This window comes from Brevibacillus choshinensis (genome assembly GCF_001420695.1).
Classification (GTDB): domain Bacteria; phylum Bacillota; class Bacilli; order Brevibacillales; family Brevibacillaceae; genus Brevibacillus; species Brevibacillus choshinensis.
On sequence record NZ_LJJB01000010.1, the window covers coordinates 1,574,207 to 1,597,667 of the forward strand.

A 23,461-nucleotide genomic window follows, 5' to 3' on the forward strand; every position below is an offset into this window, starting at 1 on the left:
GGGATTACCCTTCGAGCTTTGGCAAGATCAATTCAATGTCACCGTGTGGACGTGGGATTACGTGTACGGAAACGAGTTCGCCCACTTTTTCGGCAGCAGCGGCACCTGCGTCCGTGGAAGCTTTGACTGCACCTACGTCACCGCGAACCATAACGGTCACCAGACCGCCACCCACGTGTACTTTTCCGATCAGCTTCACGTTTGCCGCTTTCACCATCGCGTCAGCCGCTTCCACTGCACCTACCAACCCTTTTGTTTCAACCATTCCCAATGCGGACATTTCTCCTGCCATTTCCTTTTCCTCCTTACATGTATAGACAAATTTTTAGTGGTTTAAGACGTCATTTCCGTTAAAACAGACTTGATGATGTTTTTGATCTCATCGCGGCTCAGACCGATATTCATCGAAGAGACGGCTTGCATGACCGCTTCTTCTGCTGCGGTCGTTTGTGGCTGGGACTGTACCGGCTGTGATTCCGGCATTTCCCGAATGCCAAATGCGACCCGCTTGATGTTGAACAAATGCTTGGGTCCGATATTGTCGGACGTGATGTTGTTGCCAAAAGAACCGCAGCCCAGAGTAAAGGAAGGCTGAACCCCTGTAGTCGCGCCGATCCCGCCAAACGTCGTTCCCGTATTAACCGGAATGCGGGATGCAGGCATCGCCTGTCCATACGCCGCGATGACGTTGTCGTCCTGCGCGTGGATGCCAGCTGTGTGCCCCAGACCGCCTAGCTCCAGCAGTTCCCGGCAACGTGCAAATCCTTCCTGCTGATCGTGCACGGTGTACATCGCGAGGACAGGAGCTAGCTTTTCCACTGACAGCGGATACGCTTTTCCTACGCCCGTCTCTTCGGCGATCAGCACGCGTGTCTCGGCTGGAATGGAGATTCCCGCCATCTGCGCGATCGTCTGAGGCGAACGGCCAACGATCTTGGCATTGAGCGAGCCATTGACCATGATGATGGCAGCGACTTTTTCCTTTTCATGGTCGTCCAGGAAATAGGCGCCTTCGCGCTTCAGTGCCGCAATCATCTGATGCTTGATCGATTCCTCGATGACCAGTGCTTGCTCGGAAGCGCATATCGTTCCATAGTCAAACGTCTTGCTCTGTACGATGCGCTTGGCAGCAGCAGCCGTATCCGCACTGTGATGAATATAGACCGGCACATTACCAGGACCTACACCATACGCCGGTTTACCTGAGCTGTATGCCGCCTTGACCATCGGCGATCCACCTGTAGCCAGAATGACGTTGGTCAGCTTGTGCTTCATGAGCTCATTGGTAGCTGGCAAGGTCGGTTTGCTGACGCAATGGATCAATCCTTCTGGCGCTCCCGCCTGCACAGCCGCCTGAGCCATGAGCGTAGCAGCCGCAAGCGTACATGCAGCAGCGGAGGGATGCGGGGAAAAGACGATGGCGTTGCGTGCTTTGATGGCGATCATCGACTTGAAAATGACCGTCGAAGTCGGGTTGGTAGAAGGTACGATTCCCGCTACGACACCGACCGGCTGTGCCACTTCCCACACTTTGTTTTCCTCATCTTTTCGGATGATTCCGACTGTCTTCACGTCTTTGATCGAAGCGTACACGCTTTCCGCAGCAAACAGATTTTTCATCCGTTTATCCGGAATGTTACCAAAGCCTGTTTCCTCAACAGCCATAGCAGCAAGCCGTTCAGCAGCTTCCACCCCTGCTTTGGACATCGCCGCGATGATAGCATCGATCTGCTCCTGACTGTAGGTGGCCAGTTTTTTTTGAGCTTCTTTGGCTTGTGTCAAAGAAGTACGTACTTCCTGTATGGAGTACAGATCAGCATCTAGCGTCATCGTTCTTGCTCACCTCCGCCTTTTTGCTTCTCTTCCAGGAGGCGTACGAGCTCTTCTTTCTTCGCCGTGCCGATTTCCTGTGGAGAAAGCGGGAAGTCCGCGTAGGAACGAGCCAGCTTTCGCAAGTCGTTGATCGATTGATCAGCCAAACCGGACACGGTGTGTGGCAAAGTCGGCGTTTCTTCTTTCTTCTCTGCCGGACTGATCAGATTTTTAATCATTTTCGGCACATTCTCGTCAGGACGTGGGATGACGTGTGAATGAAGCAATCTTCCGACACGTCTTGCAGCATCGGCACCAGCGTCTACAGCAGCTTGCACTGACGACACATCCCCGATGACGTAGACCGTCACGATCCCCGCATCTGCCCCTTCATAGGTAACGACCTTCACATCCGCTGCCTTGGCGGCGGCATCAGCGGCGGCGATCAGAGCAGGTAGCCCCAACGTTTCAATCATGCCGAGTGAGTATGCATGAGCGCGCATTTCCATTTCCTCCCCTTCAAGAGGGACATTCCCTAGGTTAATTTGACAGGCTGTACAGCAATGCTTCTCACCGCATCGGCGAAGGCATCAGCTGCTGCCCTGCAAGCGGATTGGCTGCCCGTTAACAGCGCACCCCCGAAGTTGGTCTCTGTCGGCGGTCCAAAAAACTGCATCATTTGAACATCCGCTGCCTTTAGCGCAGCATCGATCCCGAATACCGCCTCCAGTGGAGGAGCGATCAGATAAGCGAGCGGCTCTCCCTCTGGAATACCGGCTACCTGGGATAGATAGCTGCCGGTTCGCGACACGACATGGGCGTAGTAAGCATGAGTCCCTTCTTGATTCAAGGAATAAAAGCAGGCTCCGCTTTCCATAAATGCCACGGCAGCATCCAGGCCGCTTTGAACCTCCGACGGCGTCGCTCCCCCGATGATCCCGATGAATTCACCCGACAACGGACCGGACGCGTGGCCGGATCCTGCGTAAAACGACTTGGCATACACTACTTCCACTGCCGCCTTTTTCGTCGCTTCGTCGATTGCCGTGTAGCCCACATCATCAATCGTCGAGGTCAACAGCCCCAGACTGCGGATATGGGGAGGCAGATTCAGCTTTTCCGCAAATTGCGAATCGACATTTGGAATCATGCGGACTGCTAACGGTGTCGCTCGAAGTGGTTTTTCCATGCGTATCACTCCCCTCAGACCAATATCCATTTTTCAAAACGCTAAAAAGGTGCCAAAACAGAGGAAATACACCTCATGTTCATGGCACCTTTGCCTTTTGTTTGTTCACTTGTTGGAAAAGATGGTTCTTCCTTGATCTTATCCGTGTCTTTACTTTATGACAAGGCCAAAAAAAATGCAAGCGTTTTCGCCCTTCCACATCTTTTCCTTTTTTCGGTCATTTAACAGACACAACGACGGGTTACCTTTGTTGTGTAGCCGAGACGGGCAAGCCCAAAAAGCCCGGACGGCACAACTACCAAACATACATCCTTAGGAGGAATAAGTAATGAAAAAGAGAATGGCAATGACAGTAATGGCTCTGGCAGTATCAGCAATGGCAGGTTCCGCTTTTGCAGCAGATGAACCAACTAAAACAGCCCCACAAAATACGATCAAAGCACAGCTTGTTACCAAGCCAGCGATTTCCCTGGAACAAATGGCGAAAGAAAAAGGAATTACCGTAGAAGAGCTCATCGCACAGCTGAAAAAGGAAGGCAAGCTCAAAGTTTCTGAAGCCATGGAAACCTTCAACAGCCAATCACTCGACGGAAGCAATCCAAAAGAAGGGGCATATACTTTCCAAGCCTTTGCAGTAAATGACAGCGACTCGAAAGACGGCCAGATCGCTACAGCAACAACTACCAGCACTGCATCCTTCGCCGCTGATGAAGATGGGAAAACAAGCCCGATGATGAATGTCATCAATCTGGAGGATATGGCGAAAGAGAAAGGCATCACGGTAGAAGAACTCGTTGCTCAGCTCGAAAAAGAAGGCAAAATCACTAACTCTGTTGCAGCTATTCCAGCAGTTATGGATCTAGAAAAAATGGCAAAAGAAAAAGGCATCACAGTGGAAGAACTCATCGCACAGCTTCAAAAAGAAGGCAAGCTCGCTCCAGCTGCAACGCTGGTACCTGCTACTCCTGTTCAAAAATAAGCACACACAAAAGCCTCTGACCACCTTTCGGCCAGAGGCTTTTTCTGCTTTCGTACGTCGTTTTCTTTACAGCGTCAGACCTCCATCGATCGTCACAATGGAACCAGTCATATAGCTAGATCCTGGTGATGCCAGGAACGCTACTACATTCGCCACTTCATCCGCATCTGCCATGCGTCCAATCCGCGGGAAGTTGATTTCAGGAACATGTCCGGTTTCCTCGATGTCTTTTTGCAAGCCTGCCACCAGGCTGGTCGTTACGCCACCAGGACACACGGCATTCACTCGCACGCCCGTTTTTGCATATTCGATCGCAGCCGATTTGGTCAGGCCGACAACTGCGTGCTTGCTGGCAGAGTAGGCGGACATGCTGTGCTCACTTTTCAGTCCTGCCGTAGAAGCCGTGTTAATGATGGAACCCGCCCCTTGTTTCACCATGACCGGAATGACGTATTTCAAACCGAGAAATACCCCTTTCAGATTCACGGACATGACCCGATCAAATTCGGCCTCCTCTACATCTTCCAACAGACTAGGTTTTTGAATAATACCCGCGTTGTTGAAAAATACATCGATACGTCCAAATGCCTCGACTGCTTGATTCACGTAATTTTGTACATCAGCAGAGTCGCTCACATTGGCTTGCACGAAAATGCCTTCGCCGCCTTTTTCCTTGATCAGACCGAGTGTTTCCTCGCCGGTTTTCTGATTGAAGTCAACCAGCACCAATTTCATCCCTTGCTCAGCCAGCTTCAGACTGGTCGCACGACCCATACCACTGCCTGCACCTGTTACCAATGCTACTTGTCCTTTTTGAGTCATGATCCAATCACTCCTTTTGTTGTTGATGTTCCTCGAGATTTTTTACCATTCTTTTATACGTGACGAGCAAGTTGCTGATCTCCTTTTCTGAGAACCCATCCCAGAGAGCGTCCATCAATGTTGCGTACCGTTCGTTGATTATGTCATGGATCTCTTTTCCCATTGGTGTTATGGCCAGCAGCGTTACTCGTCTGTCATTTTCAGGGATTTGGCGCTCAATGTACCCTTTGCTCACCAGCTTATTGGCGAGATTGGTTACGGCTGGCAAGGTGATCGACAGCCGCTCCGCTAGAAACGAGCTCTTCACCGCCCCCTCCTCCGCCAAAATCTCCAGAATATATACCTGCGATCCGGATAAATCGGCGTCTATGATCTTCCCGTAGGAAATGACGAATTTGCGCATCATGATCGACAGCTGCCTCGATAGCTCATCCTTTTCTTTCATCGCGATGACAGTGTCACCTCTTTTAATTTATAGTTTTAATAGTTAATACTTTTAACATTTTAAATGTACTCCTATTGCCCTTCGTTGTCAACACCGTCTCCCATCGCCATCTTTCAGACACACATCTGGTTTATCATAGACGCTCTTGGTCCAAAACTATGCGCTGCTTGTCCCTTTTACAGATGATGCCAAGAATTGTTCCCTCGCTTCTTGCTATCATAGGTGGAAACACAAAGAGTAGCGACTTGATAGAAATGAGGTATCACAGCAGTGAAACGAGTCCTTGTCATTGAAGACGAAATGCCGATTGCCCGGTTGGTTCAAGTCTATCTGGAGCGGGCTGGATACGACGTTCATTGGAACGAGGGAGATCAATGGTCTGTGGAAACGTTTCTTACGTGGAAGCCGGATCTGGTTTTGCTCGATTTGATGCTGCCCGATCAAGACGGTATGGAAATACTCGAACGCATCAGACAATACGGGAGCTGTCCAGTCATCATATTGACGGCTCGGGGCTCGGTCCCTGATAAATTACAAGGTCTGACTCTTGGTGCAGATGACTACATCGCCAAGCCGTTTGACCCTGAGGAAGTCGTCGCGCGTGTACAAGCTGTCATGCGCCGATCCACCTATATAGCAGAGGCGGACACGATCCGGCTCGGTAGCTTGACGATCGATTTTAGCGCTCAGCTCGCCTCACTGGGAAAGGAACCGCTCTCTCTGATGCCGCGTGATTGGCAGCTGCTCGCCTTTTTCGCCCGACATCCCAATCAATGCTTTAGCCGCGATCAATTGCTCGACCAGGTATGGGGGATGGATTTTGAAGGAGGGGACAGATCCGTGGATACAGCAGTAAAGCGTGTTCGCAAAGCGTTGCAGCATTGGTCGGGTGTAGAGGGAGAAATCAGTACGATTAGAGGAATGGGGTACAGCTTGCGTGTTTACTAGATGGCCATTCTCAACCAAGACACCGGTCACCTCTGTCCCCTTGTTGCGTTACTGGACGTGGCGTTATGCGATGATTCTTCTGATCATGCTGATTGGGATTGGCTTGTTCGGAATCTATTGGATCCGGGCAAACACGATGGAGCAGCAGTTCGAGATCCTAGAAGCAAGAACGTTCCTGCTCGCCGATTCCTACTCCAAGGCTGTGGAAGTCGTTCCTATGGCGAAGCTAAACGCCATCATGAAAGTCTCACCCGTCACACCAGCCACGACGGTCACGATGTCCACCAGCGCGGCGAGTGCCATCAAGTCCACCATCACAGGTCCGACGACGGGAGCCAAATCTGACATCACCGCCGATGTCCCGGCTGTAGGGAATGCATCTACTGCGACTCTCACCATGAAAGTCATGCCTAGCGTCCCACTCGATCATGTGGTGCAGATCTACGATGAATCCAATAAACAACTATTGAGTCCGGCAATAAACAGCGTAACCAGTGTCACTCTTGATAAATTGCCAGCCCCTTCTGCCCCTGCCAATGATAAAAAGGAAACACGAGAAGTCATCGACACCAAGGACGGTACATGGCTGCGCGTCGGTGTTCCGTATTACCAGCAGCAATCGGTCGGAGGGGTCTATTATGTGAGTACACGCCTCAATACTGACCAAGTCCAGACCTATATCATGATCATGGTTTCCATTGGCGTGATCACACTTTGTGGATGGGCAATCGTCTATGTCCTCTCCCGCTCCCTGACCCACCCTCTACGGCAACTGGCTGTAGCCGCGCAGCAAGTATCGGATGGCAATTACCGCCCCGAGCTGCCGGATGCAACCAGGATCAAGGAATCGGAAATCAGTCAGCTGGTCCATTCCTTTGACGACATGGCGAATCGACTCGGACAGCTGGAGCGTATGCGTACCGACTTGCTAGCAGGTGTTTCCCATGAGCTTCGGACTCCTGTCACTTCGATCCGCGGAATGATCCAGGCCGTGAAAGACGGTGTCGTTACCGGGAAAGAAGCCGACGAATTCATGCAGATCAGTATGGATGAAGCCAAACGACTCCAGACCATGGTGAACGACTTGCTCGATTTCACCTCGATGGAAGCAGGGGCAATTGCCAAAGAATTGTCCGCTGTTCATCTAGCCTCCTATTTGAATCAGATTATCTCGCAGTGGCATGCTGTTCCCGCCTTTTCTGCGATAAACGTGACCATTACTGGCATGCCTGAAGAGCTCGTTTGGAACGGAGACAAAGCACATCTCACGCAGATTCTGCTCAACCTTTTGAACAACAGCGCAGCTGCAGACGCCTCGTCGATTGAACTCAAGATTGAGCAGCCAGAAAAGCTTCTCGCCATCGAGCTTAAAGACAACGGCAGAGGAATCCCCCCTGAAGAGGTACCTTTTATTTTCGAACGGTATTACAGAGGGGACACAAAACGAAAGAAAAAGCATGGGCTTGGCTTGGGATTGACAATATGCCGCATGCTCGCCAACACGAATGGCGGCGATGTGAAATTGTTGGACACATCCGAACATGGCACTTCATTCCTCATTACACTCCACACACCCGCCGAATAAGGTGTTCTGTCCATTTTTTCCCTGATATTCTCTCTCTTCCTTTACAATGGAGGAGAGTTTTTTTATATTTTTCATCGAACCGATCGGGACTTGGCATCGTTACCTTTTCAAAGTAGGTAGAGATCAGGAGAAAAAGAGGTGTGCCTGTCTCATGCAAAACTGGAGTGACGCGGACTTGATGCAACTCGTCATGCAAAAGCACCGCCCTGCGTTAGAAGAGCTCTATGATCGCTACATCAAGCTTGTCTACTCATTCTCGTTCAAAGCCACTCAGGACGAGCAGCATGCCAGAGCAATCGTACAAGCGGTATTTACCCGTCTATGGACCTCAGAATCCGGCTTCAACGCCGAAAAGGGACAGTTTGTGAACTGGTTGATTACGATTACCCGCAATATCACGATCGATCATCTGCGCAAAGAAAAGCGGAATCAACGCTACATTCCCGTCTCATCCGAGCACTGGGAGCACATCCCGGACCATCCCGCCAACAATCCAGCTGACGTCATTTCCCGCAAGTTGATGCGCGAACAGATGGAAAAGGCATATCGGCATCTCTCCAAGAGCCAGATCGAGCTGATTCAATCGCTGTACTGGGAGGGGTACTCACTCAGTGAAATTGCCCAGATGCGCAACGAGCCCCTCGGCACCATCAAGAGTCGGTTGCACCAAACCTTGAAAATCTTGCGGAACCACTTGATACCAGAGATGGAGGGGTAACCGTGGAAACCCGTGACCGCTGTTCTTTATCAGATGAACTGGTCGCTTATGTGATTGGGGAATGCACTGAGAAAGTGAACCTCCTCATCGACGACCATCTCGCAGCATGTCCATTTTGTCGCCAGGAAGTGAATGAATTACGGGAGGCATGGGCATTGATACCTTTCCAATTATCGTATCAGCCGGAGAATGTGGATGTGCCTGTCGATTTGAAGACAGAAGTGATGAACGCGATTTTTGAACCAAAGGAAAAACCAGATACCGCACAAGTCCTACCTTGGTATCAGCAGATTGGCAAGCGTCTGGTAACATGGCAGCCTGCTCCGTACCGTTTCGTGATGGCTGGATTGGCGATTGCTCTTGCGGGAGTCATCTGGAATAACATTCAGCTCCAGCAGCAGCTGGCGGCGCACGATTCATTCCAGCCCGCCCAGGTCGTGCAATCCTATACCTTGCTAGCGCCCCTGAATGCACCGACCTCTGCAAAAGGAACGGCATGGATGTATGAACAGGGCAGCAAAAAAACGCTCGTGCTGCATCTGCAGGGCCTCTCTTCTACGCAGGGGTCAGAAGCATATCAGGTCTGGCTCATTCACGATGGGAAGCGTCAAAACGCTGGCGTGTTCCGTGTAAATCACCAAGGTACAGGCGTCCTTACCTACGACATACAAGATCCTTCCCTGTCATTTGAAGCAATCGGCATCACCCTGGAGCCTGACGCAGATGGGACCCAGCCTCGAGGAAAAAAAGTTCTGGGGACATAGTGTTTGGATCGAACCGTTTTCCCCTCTCCTGCGTTACCTTTCGTGAAAGACGACGAATGCCTATCTCATGAAAAACATGGAGGGGGAACAAGCATGAAGAAATCGGTTTCCGTTTTATTTGTGAGTGTATTGCTCACAGGAGCACTGGGTATCGGCTGGGTATCGGCCGCCCCGTCTGCCTCGCACCAAAGCTCTGTCACATTGGATGGAAAGTCGTTACGCTTGGAAGGAAAGCAGGTTGTCACCAACAATCGTGTGATGGTACCCGCAAACGAACTCGCCCAGGCGATCGGAGCTACAACCCTATACGACCAAGCTGCCAACTCTGTCACGGTTCAAAAGGATACCAATACGTATCGGTTCACCCCAGGCAGCAAGATCGCCACGATCAACGGGAGTTCCGTCAACATGGACACTCCGGCTGCTCTGGTTCATAGCGTTCCCTATGTGCCGATCCGTTTTCTCGCAGAGAATCTTGGTATGAGCGTCGGATATGACAAAGCAGCGAACACCATCACTTTACAATCAGCGAAAGCGCCATCGCTCCGCATCGTTTCGCCTGCCAATGGGGACATCTTGCACTCCGACCAAGTAAAGGTGTCCGTTGCGGCATTCCAGCACCATTTGGCAGATTTCCGCGAGCAATCTCAGCTCAAAACGGGAGAGGGGCATATTCACGTATGGCTGGATACCGATCCGGCAGATCCCAAACTTGCGTACAAAATGATCAATGGTGAGCCGGCCGTCTTTGACAAGGTGACTCCTGGAACTCATACTTTAACCGTTCAACTGGTGGGCAACGATCACAAACCAATTTCACCAGCCGTCAAACAGGTCATTCACTTTCAAACAATGGCGATGCCAGGTCATGAAGCTGCTCTATCCCATACCGTAGACATTCAATCCTTTTCTTTTAAACCGGGGTCTCTGACGATTGAAGCAGGCTCAACGGTTACGTTCAAAAACCTCGACGACGTCGTCCACACCGTAACAGCCAAAGACGGCACCTTTGACAGCGGCCCAATCAACAAGGGCACCACCTATACCGCCACCTTCAACAAACCAGGGGTTTACTCCATCTACTGCAAGCCCCACACCTTCATGACAGGAACCATCACCGTGAAATAAAAGCACACATGCCCGACTATAGAAGGGGGAAGCTGCACGAATTCCAAGCGTGCAGCTTCCCCTTTTTACGTATAGGCTCCCTCTGGCAAATGATTACGTATGAGATCCATGAAAATATCCAATGCTTTGGTATGAAACTCGTTTGTTTTTGTCAGCAGAGAGAAATTCCGGGTAACCGGGGTACCTGCGAGCTTGAGCGTAACGAGTGTACCCAGCTTTCTCTCCTTTCGAATAGCCCAATACGATAACAAACTGATGCCCAGGCCAGCCTCTACCGATTCCTTGATCACCTGTGTGCTGCCAAACTCCATCATTCTGTCAGGAGCAATCTGTAGCTGACGGAACATTTTCTCTGCAGCTTCGCGTGTTCCGGAGCCTTCCTCGCGCACAATCCAGGTCTGTGCTTCCAAATCGGACAGGTTTACTTTCTCTTTCCCGGCCAAATGGTGATGAGGGGAAACAATCAAGTACATCCGATCATCAGCAAAAGGCTCAATGCACATCTTCTCATCGACATACTCCCCTTCGACGATGCCCACATCCAGTTGGCGATTGGCTACTTGCTCCGCGATGACCGTTGAATTGTGGATCGTAATCGTAGGGGTAATGGCGGGATAGTACTCTCGCATCCGGGCGACCACATGAGGAAGCACGTATTCTCCGTACGTATAGCTGGCTCCGATGGTCAAGCGTCCACTAGGTGTATTCATCAAATCATCCACGAGACTCTGCATGCGCGTGTGGAGGCCCAAAATTTCTCTGGCGTGGTGATACACAATCTCGCCCGCTTTATTTAGCCGCACGTATTTGTTACTACGCTCCAAAAGCTTGGTACCAATCATGCGCTCCAATGACAGGATATATTGACTGACAGCCGGTTGTGTCATGTGCAGTTCTTCGGCAGCACGTGAAAAGTTCTGCCGATCAGCCACCGTTACAAATACACGTAATTGTTGATCCATCTCCCTCACCCCACTCACCTTTGCTTTTTATTATATAACTTTACTTATCGTTATGATGCAGATGATTTATTTTTCTTATCATACATCTTGCATTATGCTGATAAAGGAATCACCGATAAAGGAGTGAGTCACTTATGACTACCCATATAAAAGGAAATGTGCCTGTGGACAGAAGCGCCGGAGCAGCAAAAGCCAGCTCACGGTTTTCATCACGTTCGCTGTGGATCGGCGGTGTCGCGTTTACCTTTTTGATTGCGCTTCTCGGGTACGGCTTGTCCCGAATCCCCGGCTTTGATCATGTCGGTCCATTAGCCTGTGCCATCGTGATTGCTGTGGTCTATCGGCAGTTTTGGGGTTACCCCGAAGCGATGCGCTCCGGCATCCAATTTTCTGCAAAGCGACTATTGCGTCTAGCCATTATTTTGTACGGATTAAAGCTCAATATCGACGTCGTTTTGCACCAAGGTCTAGGTCTACTCGTGTACGATGCTGGAGTCATTGTCTTCGCCATCCTTCTGACCGTCCTGTTGGCGAAATGGTTGAAAGCGGAGCCATCCCTCTCCCTCATGCTAGGAGTTGGTACGGGAGTATGCGGAGCCGCAGCCATCGCAGCCGTATCCCCCATCATTCAGGCAAAGGAAGAAGATACAGCGATCGGCGTAGGAATTATCGCGCTGGTAGGGACAGTCTTCTCAATCCTCTACACCGTTTTGCGACCGTATTTACCTCTGACACCTGTGGAATACGGTATCTGGTCAGGAATTAGTCTGCACGAAATCGCGCACGTCGCTCTGGCTGCCGCTCCTGCCGGACAGGATGGCCTAGCCATGGGATTACTGGCCAAATTGGGCCGTGTCCTGCTGCTCGTCCCACTCTGTTTTATCCTCATGTACTGGATGAAGCGTACCGGGAAAGTACAAGGCGGTGCCAAAATCGAGTTTCCGTGGTTCCTGATTGGCTTTCTTGTCATGAGTGTCTTTGGAAGCTACGTACTTGGATCGCTCATTCCCGTGTCTGAAGGCTTCCAGGCAGGAGTCTCGAATGTCACCACGTTTGTTCTGACAATGGCGATGGTCGGTCTGGGCCTGAATGTGAACCTGCGCGCCCTACGCACCAAAGCTGCTCGTCCATTGATTGCCATGTCGATCACGTCCGTGCTGCTTTCTGTGCTGTCGTTTTTGCTCATATAATCAGACATTCGCGTTCATCTAATGAGATCCACTCGCCGGGCAATCCACGCTCGGCGAATTTTTTTGCCATTCCTCTCGTATGATGGTAGCGGTCTGATCTGCCGGAAAGGAGGGGCTATCACTTTGTCCACTCGCCTGTTGAGGAAACGCCCCAATATACTCATGATCATGGTCGATGAAGAACGCTTCCCACCCGTCTATGAAGGTGCCGCTATCAAGACATGGAGCAAAAGGCAGCTACAGGCGCACCAATTTTTACGCAAACACGGCATGGAATTTACCAATCATTACGTCTCGGCCACAGCTTGCTGCCCCAGTCGTGCCACCTTGTTTACCGGACAGTACCCGTCCCTGCACGGCGTTTCGCAAACAAGTGGCGCTGCAAAGATGCCTCCAGATAGTGACATGCTTTGGCTGGATCCCAACACGGTGCCCACTTTGGGTGATTACTTCCAGGCTGCCGGCTATCGTACCTACTACAAAGGAAAATGGCATTTCTCCAATGCGGACATCTACGTGCCCGGAACCCATAGATCCATTCCCAGTTATCAGCGGGGGACGGGTATTCCTGATCCCGAGCTCGAACAATTGTACCTTCAGGCAGATCGTCTGAACGGCTATGGTTTTTCTGAGTGGATTGGCCCGGAACCGGCTGGGGCAGCTCCACATAACTCTGGTTCTTCCGCTGCGATCGGCATAAACGGCCGTGATGTCGTCTATGGCTCCGATGTCGTTCAGTTAATTCGCCAGCTCGACCACGAGCACCATCACTTGTCCCAATCCCAAGACTACCAGCCTTGGCTGATCGTCGCTTCCTTTGTGAATCCGCATGATATTACCTTATTCGGTGACATCACACAGGAACTGCCATTCTTCCGATTTCACGTTGAAGATTCCGTCCCTGATGTGGAGCCACCTCCGACTCAGAGAGAGACCCTGAGAACGAAGCCACGCTGTCAGGCCAGTTATCGGGACGTGTATCCACAGGCTTTTCAGCCCATCGCAGACAACTCCCTTTACCGTCGCCTTTACTACCAGCTGCAGAAAAATGCGGATCAGCAAATGATGCGAATTCTCCAGACTCTAGCCGATTCTTCTCTTTATCGAGAAACCATCGTCTTATTTACATCTGACCACGGAGATATGCTCGGCGCACACGGCTACCTCCATCAAAAATTTTACTGTGCCTACGAGGAAGCACTTCATGTCCCTTTGGTGATCCATAACCCCTTGCTGTTTCCTGTTCCGCAAACTACGCAACAGCTCACTTGTCATGTCGATCTCCTCCCTACACTGTTGGGACTGATCGGTGCTGATACGGTAGCGATACAGGCTGAACTCAAACAGACTCACAGCGAAGTAAGGGACCCGGTAGGGCGCGACCTTTCTTCTTTGATCTTGGGAACGGGCACGCCAAAGCGATTAGATGAGCCGCTCTACTTTATGACCGAAGATGATGTCACAAAAGGTCAACACCAAGTGAGCTTACTAGGTCAGCCGTATCAATCCGTCGTTGCTCCAAACCGCATCGAGACGGTCATTGCCACTGTACGTTATAACCAGCAAAAAACGATCTGGAAATACTCCCGTTACTTTGACTACGAAAATGTCTTTGGCGATAATTGCCCTGCTCCAGATGAGTATGAACTATACAACGTAACCGAGGATCCGTTGGAAGTATTTAATCTGGCTTCACCCGTTTACGCTACTCCCCAGACAGAGCCGATTCGACAATATATGGCTACCTTGCTGGACGAACAGCGGAGACAGAAGCGTCTGACCCCGACCCCCGCCGACGAATCCTAACAAAGACTTTCACGAAAAAAAGCCCCTTCGTAGAGGGACTTTTCTGGGCGAGTGACTATTCTTGTTCCAGCAGTATTTTTTCCAATGCGGCGATGGCTTCCTTTTCATCCGCACCATCCACGATCAGCGTGATTTCTTCACCCTTTGCGATCGCCGCAGCCATGATACCCATAATGCTTTTTCCATTCACGATCTTTTCCTTCTTCAAGAGCTTGATCTCGCTCGAGAAAGAAGTCGCGATTTTCACAAAAGTAGCTGCAGGTCTAGCATGCAAGCCTTGTGATAGTTGCACAACAATATTTTTCTGCTCCATCCGGGTGCGCCTCCTAGTTGTTAATGGGTTCAAATGTTCGCCGGACGAACTCCTCCACTTGTTTGGATGAGCTCATCGTTAAAACGGTATTTGTATGTTTTGCCGCTTCTTCTCTGCTCATGCGGCCAAGCAGCTTCCGAGCGGGTAAAATGCTGGCGGCACTCATGCTGAACTCATCTAGACCCATCCCCAGCAAGATCGGGATGGCGATTGGATCGCCTGCCATTTCTCCGCACATCCCTACCCATTTGCCTTTGGCGTGAGCAGCCTTGATCACTAGATGGATCATACGCAGGACGGCAGGATGATAAGGCTGATACAGATACGCTACCCGTTCATTCATGCGATCTGCTGCCATCGTATACTGAATCAGGTCATTGGTTCCAATACTGAAGAAATCGACTTCATCAGCCAACTGATCGGCCATCATCGCTGCAGCGGGAATCTCAATCATAATCCCCACTTCGATTTGCTCAGAAACAGCCACGCCACTTTCCTGCAATCCTTTTTTCTCTTCCACAAGGATCGCCTTTGCTTGCTGGAATTCTTCTAGCGTAGCGATCATCGGAAACATGATTTTCAGATTGCCGAATACGCTTGCCAGCAGCAAAGCGCGTAGTTGCGTCCGAAACAGGTCCTGATTGTCCAGACACAGTCGAATGGCCCGGAAGCCGAGGAATGGATTCAACTCTTCTGGCATGTCGAGGTAGGAAAGATGTTTGTCCCCACCGATGTCGAGCGTACGGATGACCACTGGCTTTCCTTCCATTTGTTCGAGCACCTGTTTGTATGCTTGAAATTGTTCCTCTTCAGTCGGAAATTGATCTCTTCCCATGTAGAGGAACTCCGTACGAAATAGTCCGACACCTTCTGCGCCGTTTGTGAGGACTCCCACCAAATCCTGCGGACTACCGATATTGGCAGCAAGCTCGACATGATGATCATCCGAGGTGACCGTTTTTTGCTGGACCAGCTTCACCAATTCCGCCTTTTGAGCGTCATCGTCCGCTTTTTTACGCTGATAAGCGGCAATTTCCTCTTCACTCGGGTCGAGAATGACAATCCCTTCATGTCCGTCCAGAATGATCGTAGACGATGAACGTGCTACACGAGTAATGTCTCTCGTACCGACTACTGCGGGAATCTCCAACGAGCGGGCCATAATCGCCGAGTGAGACGTGCGTCCGCCAATGTCCGTTACAAATCCTTTGACATAACGACGATCTAGCTGCGCCGTATCCGAAGGCGTCAAGTCCTCTGCCACGATAATGACTTCTTCCGTCAGATTGGCTGGTGTCGCAAACTCCACGCCCAACAGGTAGGACATGACGCGTTTGGTAACGTCGCGGATGTCTGCCGCGCGCTCTTTCATATATTCATTGTCCATTTGTTCAAAAACGAGGATAAAACCAGACGCCACTTCATTCAACGCACTTTCTGCATTGACCCGCTCCTGCTCGATCTTGGACTGGACAGAATCAACCAGCTCGGGGTCTTCCAGCACGAGGAGATGCGCTTTGAAAATGTCTACCTTGTCCGGACCCATTTCCGCTTCCACATGCTGGGCGATTCCTTGCAAATCAGCTTTTGCCTTTTCCAGAGCAACCTGGAAACGTTTGATTTCCGCGAGAGGTTCTTCGATGGGGGTCATTTTGATCTCAAGCTCGGGATTGGCGAGCAAAAATACCTTCCCGATGGCAATGCCTGTAGAAGCTTTCACACCCATGATTTTTTGGGACATCGATGCTCCTCCTTTCTTAATGGGTACCGATTTGTTCATGCAACGAACATGCCTCAGCACGATTTCTGCCAGAGGATTTCCCTCAGGGATGCCAGTGTACGTACGCAAAATCAGTACAGCCTCGGGATCCTCGGGATAATCAAACAACAAAGCTGCTGCTATCGCCAATCCCAAGTATTCCGCAGAAAGGGCTCGTGCTACGCGTGTGACGTGGTCAGAGATCATCGGGTTGGCATATCTACCTAAGATCTTTTCTACATATGCTTCGTGTGTTTCCTTCTCAAATCGATATTTTTCCAGCAAGAGGACACCTGTCTCCTGCAAGTCACCTCTGGCCGCAATCTTGATCTCGGCGTCTCGGAGTGTCTCGGCAATCGTTGCATACCCGTGCAGATAGCCTAAATAAGCAATGACTGCATGACACAGGACCATCATTTACTTATATCTATCTGTTCATGACATAATTAAAAAGAATATTTGCCCACTTCAAATATAAAGCGTTTACATACCCGTCACAATAAAATCAAAAGGATATATTGTCTAAGACTCAGCGCCCGATTTTTCGTCCAGATAAAAAAACAAGACTCCCGTAATGAAACGGAAGTCTTGTCGTGGACAATCTCTTTCTTTTTTTGCTTAGCGCTGTCTTTCGCCACGAGGACGGGAATCGTTACTGCGTGGACGGGATTCTCCAGTGCGAGGGCGGAACTCTCCACTGCGTGGGCGAGATTCACCTGTACGTGGACGTTGTGGTCTCTTGGCTCCATAACCACCGGAAGTCCCAGAAGTGCCTTTTCCTTTTGGCGGGAATTTCTTTTTGCTGACACGCAATGGCGCTTCTTCTGTGAGGCGAATAGGCGTCATATCCGGCTCTTTCGTCAACAGCTTCAGTGCTGCAGATACGAGTGTGACAGAATCCACATCTTCCAGGAGCTGTTCAGCCAGCGTTTTGTAAGCTTGCAAGTTATCTCTTCCTGATACTTCCAGGATTTTCTCGATTGCCATACGTTGCTGTCCTTCCATCGCCTCAGCCATGGATGGTACAGAACGGCGCTCCATACGACGATTCGTAGCACGCTCGATCAGACGCAGGTGGTCAATTTCACGGGAGGTGACGAAAGTGATCGCCAGACCTGTTTTCCCAGCACGACCCGTTCTACCGATACGGTGAACGTAGCTCTCGGAGTCTTGTGGAATATCAAAGTTGAATACGTGAGTAACCCCACTGATATCCAAACCGCGTGCAGCAACATCCGTTGCTACCAACACTTCAATCGTACCTTCTTTAAATTTACGCAGAACGCTGTCGCGCTTCGCTTGATTTAAGTCACCGTGAATACCTTCTGCTCCGTAACCACGCTTGGTCAATGCTTCGGACAATTCGTCTACTCGGCGCTTGGTTCTACCGAAGATGATAGCCAACTCAGGCGAGTGGATATCGAGCAAACGGCAGAGCACATCAAACTTTTGCTTTTCAGCAACTTCCATATATTGCTGTTCGATATTCGGAACGGTTACTTCTTTTGATTTCACGGAAATCAGGGTTGGTTCGGTCATGAACTGCTGCGCGATTTCCTGGATCGCACGCGGCATGGTTGCCGAGAACAGCAGGGTTTGACGATTGTCAGGTACTTCCTGCAAAATTTCTTTGATGTCATCGATGAAGCCCATGTTCAGCATTTCATCCGCTTCGTCCAATACAACGATCTCGATCGAATCCAGACGAATCGTTTTTCTTCTCATGTGATCCATGAAACGACCCGGAGTCGCCACGATGATTTGTGGACGCTTTTTCAACGCCTTGATTTGGCGAGTGATATCCTGTCCGCCGTAAATAGGCAGAGCAGAGATGTTTTTAAACTGGGCGATCTTATTGATCTCTTCAGCTACCTGCACTGCCAGCTCGCGGGTAGGTGTCAACACGACACCTTGAATGTTCCCACTATTTTCATTCAATCTTTCGATCAGCGGAATACCAAACGCTGCCGTCTTCCCTGTACCCGTTTGTGCTTGACCGATCAAGTCACGTCCTTGCAAAGCCACTGGAACGGTTTGAACCTGGATGGCCGTCGCCTCTTCAAATCCCATATTGCTAAGTGCTTTGACAACTGATTGGTGTAATCCAAAATCTAAAAAAGTACTCAATGCTTTTCAGTCTCCTTTTTCTAAAGCCTTCTTCTATAAAATTCTCACTAAAAAAGGGCACTATTCCTTACGATCCGGAACATGCCCTATTATCCCCGATTGTACGTAGCACCCTACAAAGAACATAGCTGTAATCGTACCATGGATCGTATGAAATTGCAAATGGGATACTGCCTTTCCTAATCTTTCCTCATTTCAAAACATAGTCAGCCAAAACACTCTGTACCTCATAGATGTTCAGGTTTTTGTTGAATTGCCGTTGCAGAGGCATCTGACTACCCGAGATGTATATCTTCAATTCGGCATCCAGGTCAAAACTGCCCGCCGTTTCAATACTGAAATGGGTAATGCTCTTGTACGGAATGGAATGAAATTCCACTTTTTTCCCAGTCAGTCCCTGTTTGTCGATTAATATTAACCGTTTATCGGTAAAGATAAACAGATCTCGAATGAGTTTGTACGCCTTTTCAATCCGTTCATTCCTAGCCAAAACGTGACCGAACTCCTTATGTGCTTCCGCTATGCTGACTTCGGATGCATTTCCCATCAAGCCATCAAACAGGCCCATTTTCTCATCCCCCGTTTCTTTCCCTTCACTAACTTATCTATATGGATAAAGGTACCATTGTTTGAGAAAAAAAGAAAAGAGACCAGCTTCCTATCTACCCTCAGAATGACGCAAAAAAAACCAGCCAATTTGGCCAGTTTTTCGCAGAGCTTTTTTCGGTTTACTAATACTGCTGGTAATTCCCTTGTGGTTGTTGCGGGTACATCCCCTGTGGCGCAAACGGTGATCCCTGTGGCTGTCCATATCCGTATTGTTGTGGGATCGGTGCTTGCTGATAAGGAAGCTGATAGCCGTATGGGGTTGGCTGCTGAGGAGCTTGACCTTGGATTTGTCCTTGATAGCAGTTGACTGGTGGTCCGATAAAGGTCGCCATCTGGATCGGTGAAATGGTATCTCTCCACTGCCTTTCGTTTAGACAGTATGTGTGAGCCATGATATCACTTGGCGTTAGGCGCAGTATGTCGGATGCAAGGATCACCTCAGGTATCGGCGCGTTAAAAATAGCGATCAGGTGCGTGTTGTTTTCGGTAGCGACTTCCCAATGCCACCACCCTTGTGGAATATTGGTGACCTGGCCAGGGGTAATATGATACGTCGATACTTCATTCGTAAAAGGATTGATAAAGGAAACATTTGCCGATCCGAAAACGCAGTATACGAGCTCAGCAGCATTTTGATGGTAGTGCGGCTCCACCACATTTCCCTGGCTCATAAAAATGTCTAGCAGGGACGAGTTATCCAACGAGTTCAGCGTTTGAGTCGACAGCACATTGATATAGTTTTGCTGATCCTTTGTAAACAACCTGTTTCTATTTACATCATCGAAGTATTGTACGGAAGGGGATTTGTAATCGAGATACAGAGTCATTCTACTTTCAGCCCCGCTTTTCACAAATTTACCTACCCGATATGCATATGTCTTGGGCAACAGGTACGTTCGCCTATTTGCCCAGATTGCTCCCCGAGATGCATGGGAAATGCAAAATAGCTGACACCCCATGTACCGGTGTCAGCTTCAACTATTTTCAATTCGTCGTTTAGCTCAATCCCACAATGTGGCCATCGCCGTCTACATACAGCGACTCTGCGGCAGGTTTTCTCGGCAGTCCCGGCATGGTGACCAGGCTACCTGTCAGAGCGACGATGAATCCTGCTCCCGCCGAAACACGCACTTCACTCACCGAAATCGTGAAGTCTGTCGGCGCGCCCAGTATATCAGCGCGATCAGTAAACGAGTAAGGCGTTTTCGCCATGCAGACGGGAAGGTGAGAGAGCCCCATTTCCTCGATCTTTTGTATCGTTTTGAGAGCAGATGGAGAAAAGACTACACCTGAACCACGGTAAATTTCCTTTACAACTGTCTCCATTTTTTGCTGAATCGACAAATCCTCTTCATACAAGAATCGAAAGGTGGATGGCTTTTCGGCGGCACGTGCTACTTTTTCTGCCAGCTCAATCCCTCCCTTGCTGCCTTCAGCCCAGACGTAAGAAAGCGCGGCTTCTGCACCCAACTGTTGGCAGAGTGCAATGACCGCATCTACTTCTTCCTGTGTGTCGGTAGTGAAATGATTGATCGCGACCACTGCAGGTACCCCAAATTTTTGCAGGTTCTCGATATGGCGGCGGACGTTGGCAAAGCCACGCTCCAGTGCTTCCAGATTTTCTACAGCCAGATCGGCTACCTTGACGCCGCCGTTGTATTTCAATGCCCTCACTGTGATGACGACTACAGCAGCCGCAGGAGTCAGACCTGCTTTTCTGCATTTGATGTCAAAAAACTTCTCTGCGCCCAAATCCGCTCCGAACCCGGCCTCTGTCACGACATAGTCTGCCAGCTTTAGCGCCGTCTTCGTTCCGATAACGCTGCTGCAGCCGTGCGCAATGTTGGCAAACGGCCCACCGTGAATGAGGACAGGTGTCCCTTCAATGGTCTGCACCAGATTTGGTTTGATCGCTTCTTTTAATAAGACACACATCGCTTCGACCGCATGGATTTCATTGGCCCGTACGGGCACGTCGTCGAAATCATAACCGATGATGATGTTATTCAAGCGCTCCCGCAAATCCGACAGATTTTCGCTCAAGCACAAAATTGCCATGATTTCAGAAGCGGTCGTAATCATAAATCCATCTTCACGCGACATTCCATTTCCATCACCCAAGCCGACCACGATATTCCGTAGGGCACGGTCATTCATGTCCATGGCTCGTTTCCATACGATTTTCTTTGGATTCAAACGGCGAGGATTCCCTTGAAATATATGGTTATCAATCATCGCAGCCAACAAATTGTGGGCCGAGGTAATCGCGTGGATATCGCCCGTAAAATGAAGGTTGATCTCGTCAGCCGGAAGAATTTGTGCCTGACCACTCCCAGTGGCTCCTCCCTTTATCCCCATGCACGGACCGAGAGATGGCTCCCGAAGTGCAGCGATCGTCTTTTTCCCCAAAGCGTTCAGTGACTGAGACAACCCTATCGTCGTAAGTGTTTTTCCTGCTCCGGCAGGGTTGGGATTCATCGCTGTCACGAGGATCAGCTTCCCGTCAGGACGGTCCTTTACCTTTTCCCAGAGCTCATCCGATAATTTGGCCTTAAACTTTCCGTACAGTTCCAGATCCTGCTCTTCGATACCTGCTGTCTTGGCAATCTCGACAATCGGCTTCATGCGTGCCTCCCTGCAATCGGTGAATTCGTTGTTTCATGACCAACTTCTACATTCCACATTTTAGTCACTTCTCCTTTCCCCAGAACCTCCTTTGAGGTGAAAAATTAGGAAACTTGGCTGCGCCAAGCCTTTTGGCGGAGCCTTAGTACCCAAAGGGCACAAGTCTCGCTTTCTCACTTCGTTCGAAGTCTCTCTATGTTGCGCTTATACTTTCATCCTTTATAGCGCTAGCGAACTTAAACATCCAGAAAGTAAAAAAACCCGCACTCTGTTAGGTTACACAGAATACAGGCCTAGTAGGTCATGAAAGTTACTCCCCGAAAATTTTCCCGGGATTCAGAATACCATTCGGGTCTAATACGCGCTTCATGGATTGCATGACATCGAGAGCATCTCCATGCTCAATTCGCTGGTATTTTGCTTTTCCGATTCCGACACCGTGTTCCCCCGTGCAGGTCCCACCGCGGCTCAGTGCGTATTCGACCAAATGAGCGTTCAACTCATCAGCACGAGCCACTTCAGCCGGATCATTCAAGTCGATCATGAGAATCACGTGATAGTTGCCATCTCCGACATGCCCCAGGATTGCTCCGTCCAGACCTGAGCGATCAATTGCCGCTCTGGCATCGACGACTGCACCAGCCAGCTCTGAGAAAGGAACACACACATCCGTCACCATCATCTTTTTCCCCGGGGATTTGTGGATAAAGGCATACGCCATGTTGTGACGGACATCCCATAGCTGCGCCCGGGCTTTAGAGTCCGTCTCAAACAGGAACTCGGAGCATCCGTGCTCGCTAGCAATATTCTGCGCAAAATCAATATCGTGCTGCAAGCCTTGCTCACTTCCGTGAAACTCGATAAAGAGCGTAGGGTTTTCCGGATAGCTCGTTTCCTTGTAGGCATTGACTTGACGGATAGAGCGCTCGTCGATCAGCTCAATTCGCGCCACCTGAATACCCGCAGAAAGAATATCCACCACGGTATCTACTGCATCCTGTACGGTAGGGAAGCACGCGCGCGCCGCCATTGTTGCCTCAGGGATTCCGTAAACGCGCAGGGTCAATTCGGTAAATGCCCCAAGCGTTCCTTCCGAGCCGACGAAGAGACCCGTCAAGTGATAGCCAGACGAAGATTTCGCTGTCATGCTCCCCGTGTGGATGATGCGGCCATCTGCCAACACCACTTCCAGATCGCGGACATTATCACGCATCACACCGTAACGAACCGAGGTAGTGCCACTCGCATTCGTCGCTGCCATTCCGCCCAACGTAGCGTCTGCCCCTGGATCCACGGAGAAGAACAGCCCGTGCTTTTTCAATTCCTTGTTCAGCTGCGTGCGCGTCACACCTGGTTGCACCCGTACCAGAAAATCCTGCGGACGCACTTCCAGCACTTGATTCATGAGTGAGAAATCCAAGCTGATCCCGCCATGGTAGGGAATCGCGTGTCCTTCCAGACTACTCCCCAAGCCAAACGGTGTAACCGCAATATGCTTCTCGTTTGCCAGCTTCATGATTTGGCTGACTTCATGAGCCGTTTGCGGAAAAACCACGACATCCGGCAAATGCGGCTTATGATACGATTCGTCGTGACTGTGGTGTTCGAGGATAGTTGGGTTCGTCGTTACACGTTCGTCTCCCAGCCACTCTTTTAACTGTTGAATGTATTCCACGTATA

Annotated in this window: 21 protein-coding genes and 2 pseudogenes; 8 read left to right on the forward strand and 15 right to left on the reverse strand. The window is 50.1% G+C overall.

Going from position 1 to position 23,461, the window contains the following annotated elements; all coding sequences use genetic code 11:
- Positions 1 to 4 precede the first annotated feature (4 nt).
- The 4 genes from eutM to eutL are packed head-to-tail and all read right to left on the reverse strand — an operon-like array spanning position 5 to position 3,001.
- Positions 5 to 292, reverse strand: a complete 288-nt coding sequence (gene eutM, locus AN963_RS17530) for an ethanolamine utilization microcompartment protein EutM (RefSeq protein WP_005827515.1) — start codon at positions 290 to 292, stop codon at positions 5 to 7.
- Positions 293 to 333: 41 nt separating this feature from the next.
- Positions 334 to 1,830, reverse strand: coding sequence for an acetaldehyde dehydrogenase (acetylating) (locus AN963_RS17535; protein ID WP_055745820.1), 1,497 nt, complete (start codon positions 1,828 to 1,830; stop codon positions 334 to 336).
- Positions 1,827 to 2,315, reverse strand: coding sequence for a BMC domain-containing protein (locus AN963_RS32380; RefSeq protein WP_055745821.1), 489 nt, complete (start codon positions 2,313 to 2,315; stop codon positions 1,827 to 1,829). Before AN963_RS32380 ends, AN963_RS17535 begins: the two co-directional genes overlap by 4 nt.
- A gap of 32 nt (positions 2,316 to 2,347) precedes the next feature.
- Positions 2,348 to 3,001 (reverse strand): ethanolamine utilization microcompartment protein EutL, encoded by a 654-nt coding sequence (gene eutL / locus AN963_RS17545; RefSeq protein WP_055745822.1) that lies wholly within the window; start codon positions 2,999 to 3,001, stop codon positions 2,348 to 2,350.
- A 328-nt stretch (positions 3,002 to 3,329) separates the two neighbouring features.
- On the opposite strand from eutL, the gene AN963_RS17550 reads away from it, so the two are divergent.
- Complete coding sequence (locus AN963_RS17550) at positions 3,330 to 3,980, forward strand: hypothetical protein (RefSeq protein WP_055745823.1); 651 nt, start codon at positions 3,330 to 3,332, stop codon at positions 3,978 to 3,980.
- A 66-nt stretch (positions 3,981 to 4,046) separates the two neighbouring features.
- Here AN963_RS17550 and AN963_RS17555 read toward each other — a convergent pair whose 3' ends face one another.
- Both AN963_RS17555 and AN963_RS17560 read right to left on the reverse strand, forming a co-directional pair.
- Complete coding sequence (locus AN963_RS17555) at positions 4,047 to 4,802, reverse strand: SDR family NAD(P)-dependent oxidoreductase (RefSeq protein WP_055745824.1); 756 nt, start codon at positions 4,800 to 4,802, stop codon at positions 4,047 to 4,049.
- Between the two features lie 7 nt (positions 4,803 to 4,809).
- Positions 4,810 to 5,247 (reverse strand): MarR family winged helix-turn-helix transcriptional regulator, encoded by a 438-nt coding sequence (locus AN963_RS17560; protein WP_055745825.1) that lies wholly within the window; start codon positions 5,245 to 5,247, stop codon positions 4,810 to 4,812.
- 270 nt (positions 5,248 to 5,517) lie between these two features.
- On the opposite strand from AN963_RS17560, the gene AN963_RS17565 reads away from it, so the two are divergent.
- The 5 genes from AN963_RS17565 to AN963_RS17585 all read left to right on the forward strand — a co-directional run bounded on the left by AN963_RS17565 (position 5,518) and on the right by AN963_RS17585 (position 10,390).
- Entirely contained in the window at positions 5,518 to 6,195 is a 678-nt protein-coding gene (locus AN963_RS17565) for a response regulator transcription factor (protein WP_055745826.1), read from the forward strand.
- Positions 6,185 to 7,780 (forward strand): HAMP domain-containing sensor histidine kinase, encoded by a 1,596-nt coding sequence (locus tag AN963_RS17570; RefSeq protein WP_055745827.1) that lies wholly within the window; start codon positions 6,185 to 6,187, stop codon positions 7,778 to 7,780. The genes AN963_RS17565 and AN963_RS17570 overlap by 11 nt, the downstream gene beginning before the upstream one ends.
- Positions 7,781 to 7,931: 151 nt before the next feature.
- Positions 7,932 to 8,498: an RNA polymerase sigma factor gene (locus AN963_RS17575; protein WP_055745828.1), complete on the forward strand. Its 567-nt coding sequence runs from the start codon at positions 7,932 to 7,934 to the stop codon at positions 8,496 to 8,498.
- 2 nt (positions 8,499 to 8,500) lie between these two features.
- Complete coding sequence (locus AN963_RS17580; protein WP_055745829.1) at positions 8,501 to 9,262, forward strand: anti-sigma factor; 762 nt, start codon at positions 8,501 to 8,503, stop codon at positions 9,260 to 9,262.
- Positions 9,263 to 9,355: 93 nt separating this feature from the next.
- Complete coding sequence (locus AN963_RS17585; protein WP_055745830.1) at positions 9,356 to 10,390, forward strand: stalk domain-containing protein; 1,035 nt, start codon at positions 9,356 to 9,358, stop codon at positions 10,388 to 10,390.
- A 65-nt stretch (positions 10,391 to 10,455) separates the two neighbouring features.
- On the opposite strand, the gene AN963_RS17590 is transcribed toward AN963_RS17585, so the two are convergent.
- Positions 10,456 to 11,352: a LysR family transcriptional regulator gene (locus tag AN963_RS17590; RefSeq protein ID WP_055745831.1), complete on the reverse strand. Its 897-nt coding sequence runs from the start codon at positions 11,350 to 11,352 to the stop codon at positions 10,456 to 10,458.
- 134 nt (positions 11,353 to 11,486) lie between these two features.
- Between AN963_RS17590 and AN963_RS17595 the strand changes: the two genes are divergently transcribed.
- Positions 11,487 to 12,542: a YeiH family protein gene (locus AN963_RS17595; protein WP_055745832.1), complete on the forward strand. Its 1,056-nt coding sequence runs from the start codon at positions 11,487 to 11,489 to the stop codon at positions 12,540 to 12,542.
- 123 nt (positions 12,543 to 12,665) lie between these two features.
- Positions 12,666 to 14,348 carry a sulfatase-like hydrolase/transferase gene (locus tag AN963_RS17600; protein ID WP_055745833.1) on the forward strand — a complete coding sequence of 561 codons (1,683 nt, stop codon included), beginning with the start codon at positions 12,666 to 12,668 and terminating at the stop codon, positions 14,346 to 14,348.
- A 55-nt stretch (positions 14,349 to 14,403) separates the two neighbouring features.
- Here the strand turns inward: AN963_RS17600 and AN963_RS17605 are convergent, their stop codons facing one another.
- The 8 genes and pseudogenes from AN963_RS17605 to AN963_RS17635 form a co-directional block, all read right to left on the reverse strand.
- A complete protein-coding gene (locus tag AN963_RS17605; protein ID WP_055745834.1) occupies positions 14,404 to 14,661 on the reverse strand; it encodes an HPr family phosphocarrier protein in 258 nt (85 codons plus the stop codon).
- 13 nt (positions 14,662 to 14,674) lie between these two features.
- On the reverse strand, positions 14,675 to 16,402 hold the full coding sequence (ptsP, locus tag AN963_RS17610) for a phosphoenolpyruvate--protein phosphotransferase (RefSeq protein WP_055746352.1): 1,728 nt from the start codon (positions 16,400 to 16,402) through the stop codon (positions 14,675 to 14,677).
- Positions 16,403 to 16,603: 201 nt separating this feature from the next.
- A pseudogene (locus AN963_RS32000) lies at positions 16,604 to 16,837 on the reverse strand (mannitol dehydrogenase family protein); the annotation flags it as partial.
- A 201-nt stretch (positions 16,838 to 17,038) separates the two neighbouring features.
- A complete protein-coding gene (locus tag AN963_RS17615; protein ID WP_055745835.1) occupies positions 17,039 to 18,547 on the reverse strand; it encodes a DEAD/DEAH box helicase in 1,509 nt (502 codons plus the stop codon).
- A 190-nt stretch (positions 18,548 to 18,737) separates the two neighbouring features.
- Positions 18,738 to 19,115 carry a PH domain-containing protein gene (locus AN963_RS17620; protein WP_055745836.1) on the reverse strand — a complete coding sequence of 126 codons (378 nt, stop codon included), beginning with the start codon at positions 19,113 to 19,115 and terminating at the stop codon, positions 18,738 to 18,740.
- A gap of 163 nt (positions 19,116 to 19,278) precedes the next feature.
- Positions 19,279 to 19,983, reverse strand: a complete 705-nt coding sequence (locus AN963_RS17625) for a cupin domain-containing protein (RefSeq protein WP_083497002.1) — start codon at positions 19,981 to 19,983, stop codon at positions 19,279 to 19,281.
- 169 nt (positions 19,984 to 20,152) lie between these two features.
- Positions 20,153 to 21,793: pseudogene (locus AN963_RS17630) on the reverse strand (formate--tetrahydrofolate ligase); the annotation flags it as partial.
- Positions 21,794 to 22,091: 298 nt separating this feature from the next.
- Positions 22,092 to 23,456 carry an FAD-binding oxidoreductase gene (locus tag AN963_RS17635; RefSeq protein WP_055745838.1) on the reverse strand — a complete coding sequence of 455 codons (1,365 nt, stop codon included), beginning with the start codon at positions 23,454 to 23,456 and terminating at the stop codon, positions 22,092 to 22,094.
- Positions 23,457 to 23,461: the final 5 nt, after the last annotated feature.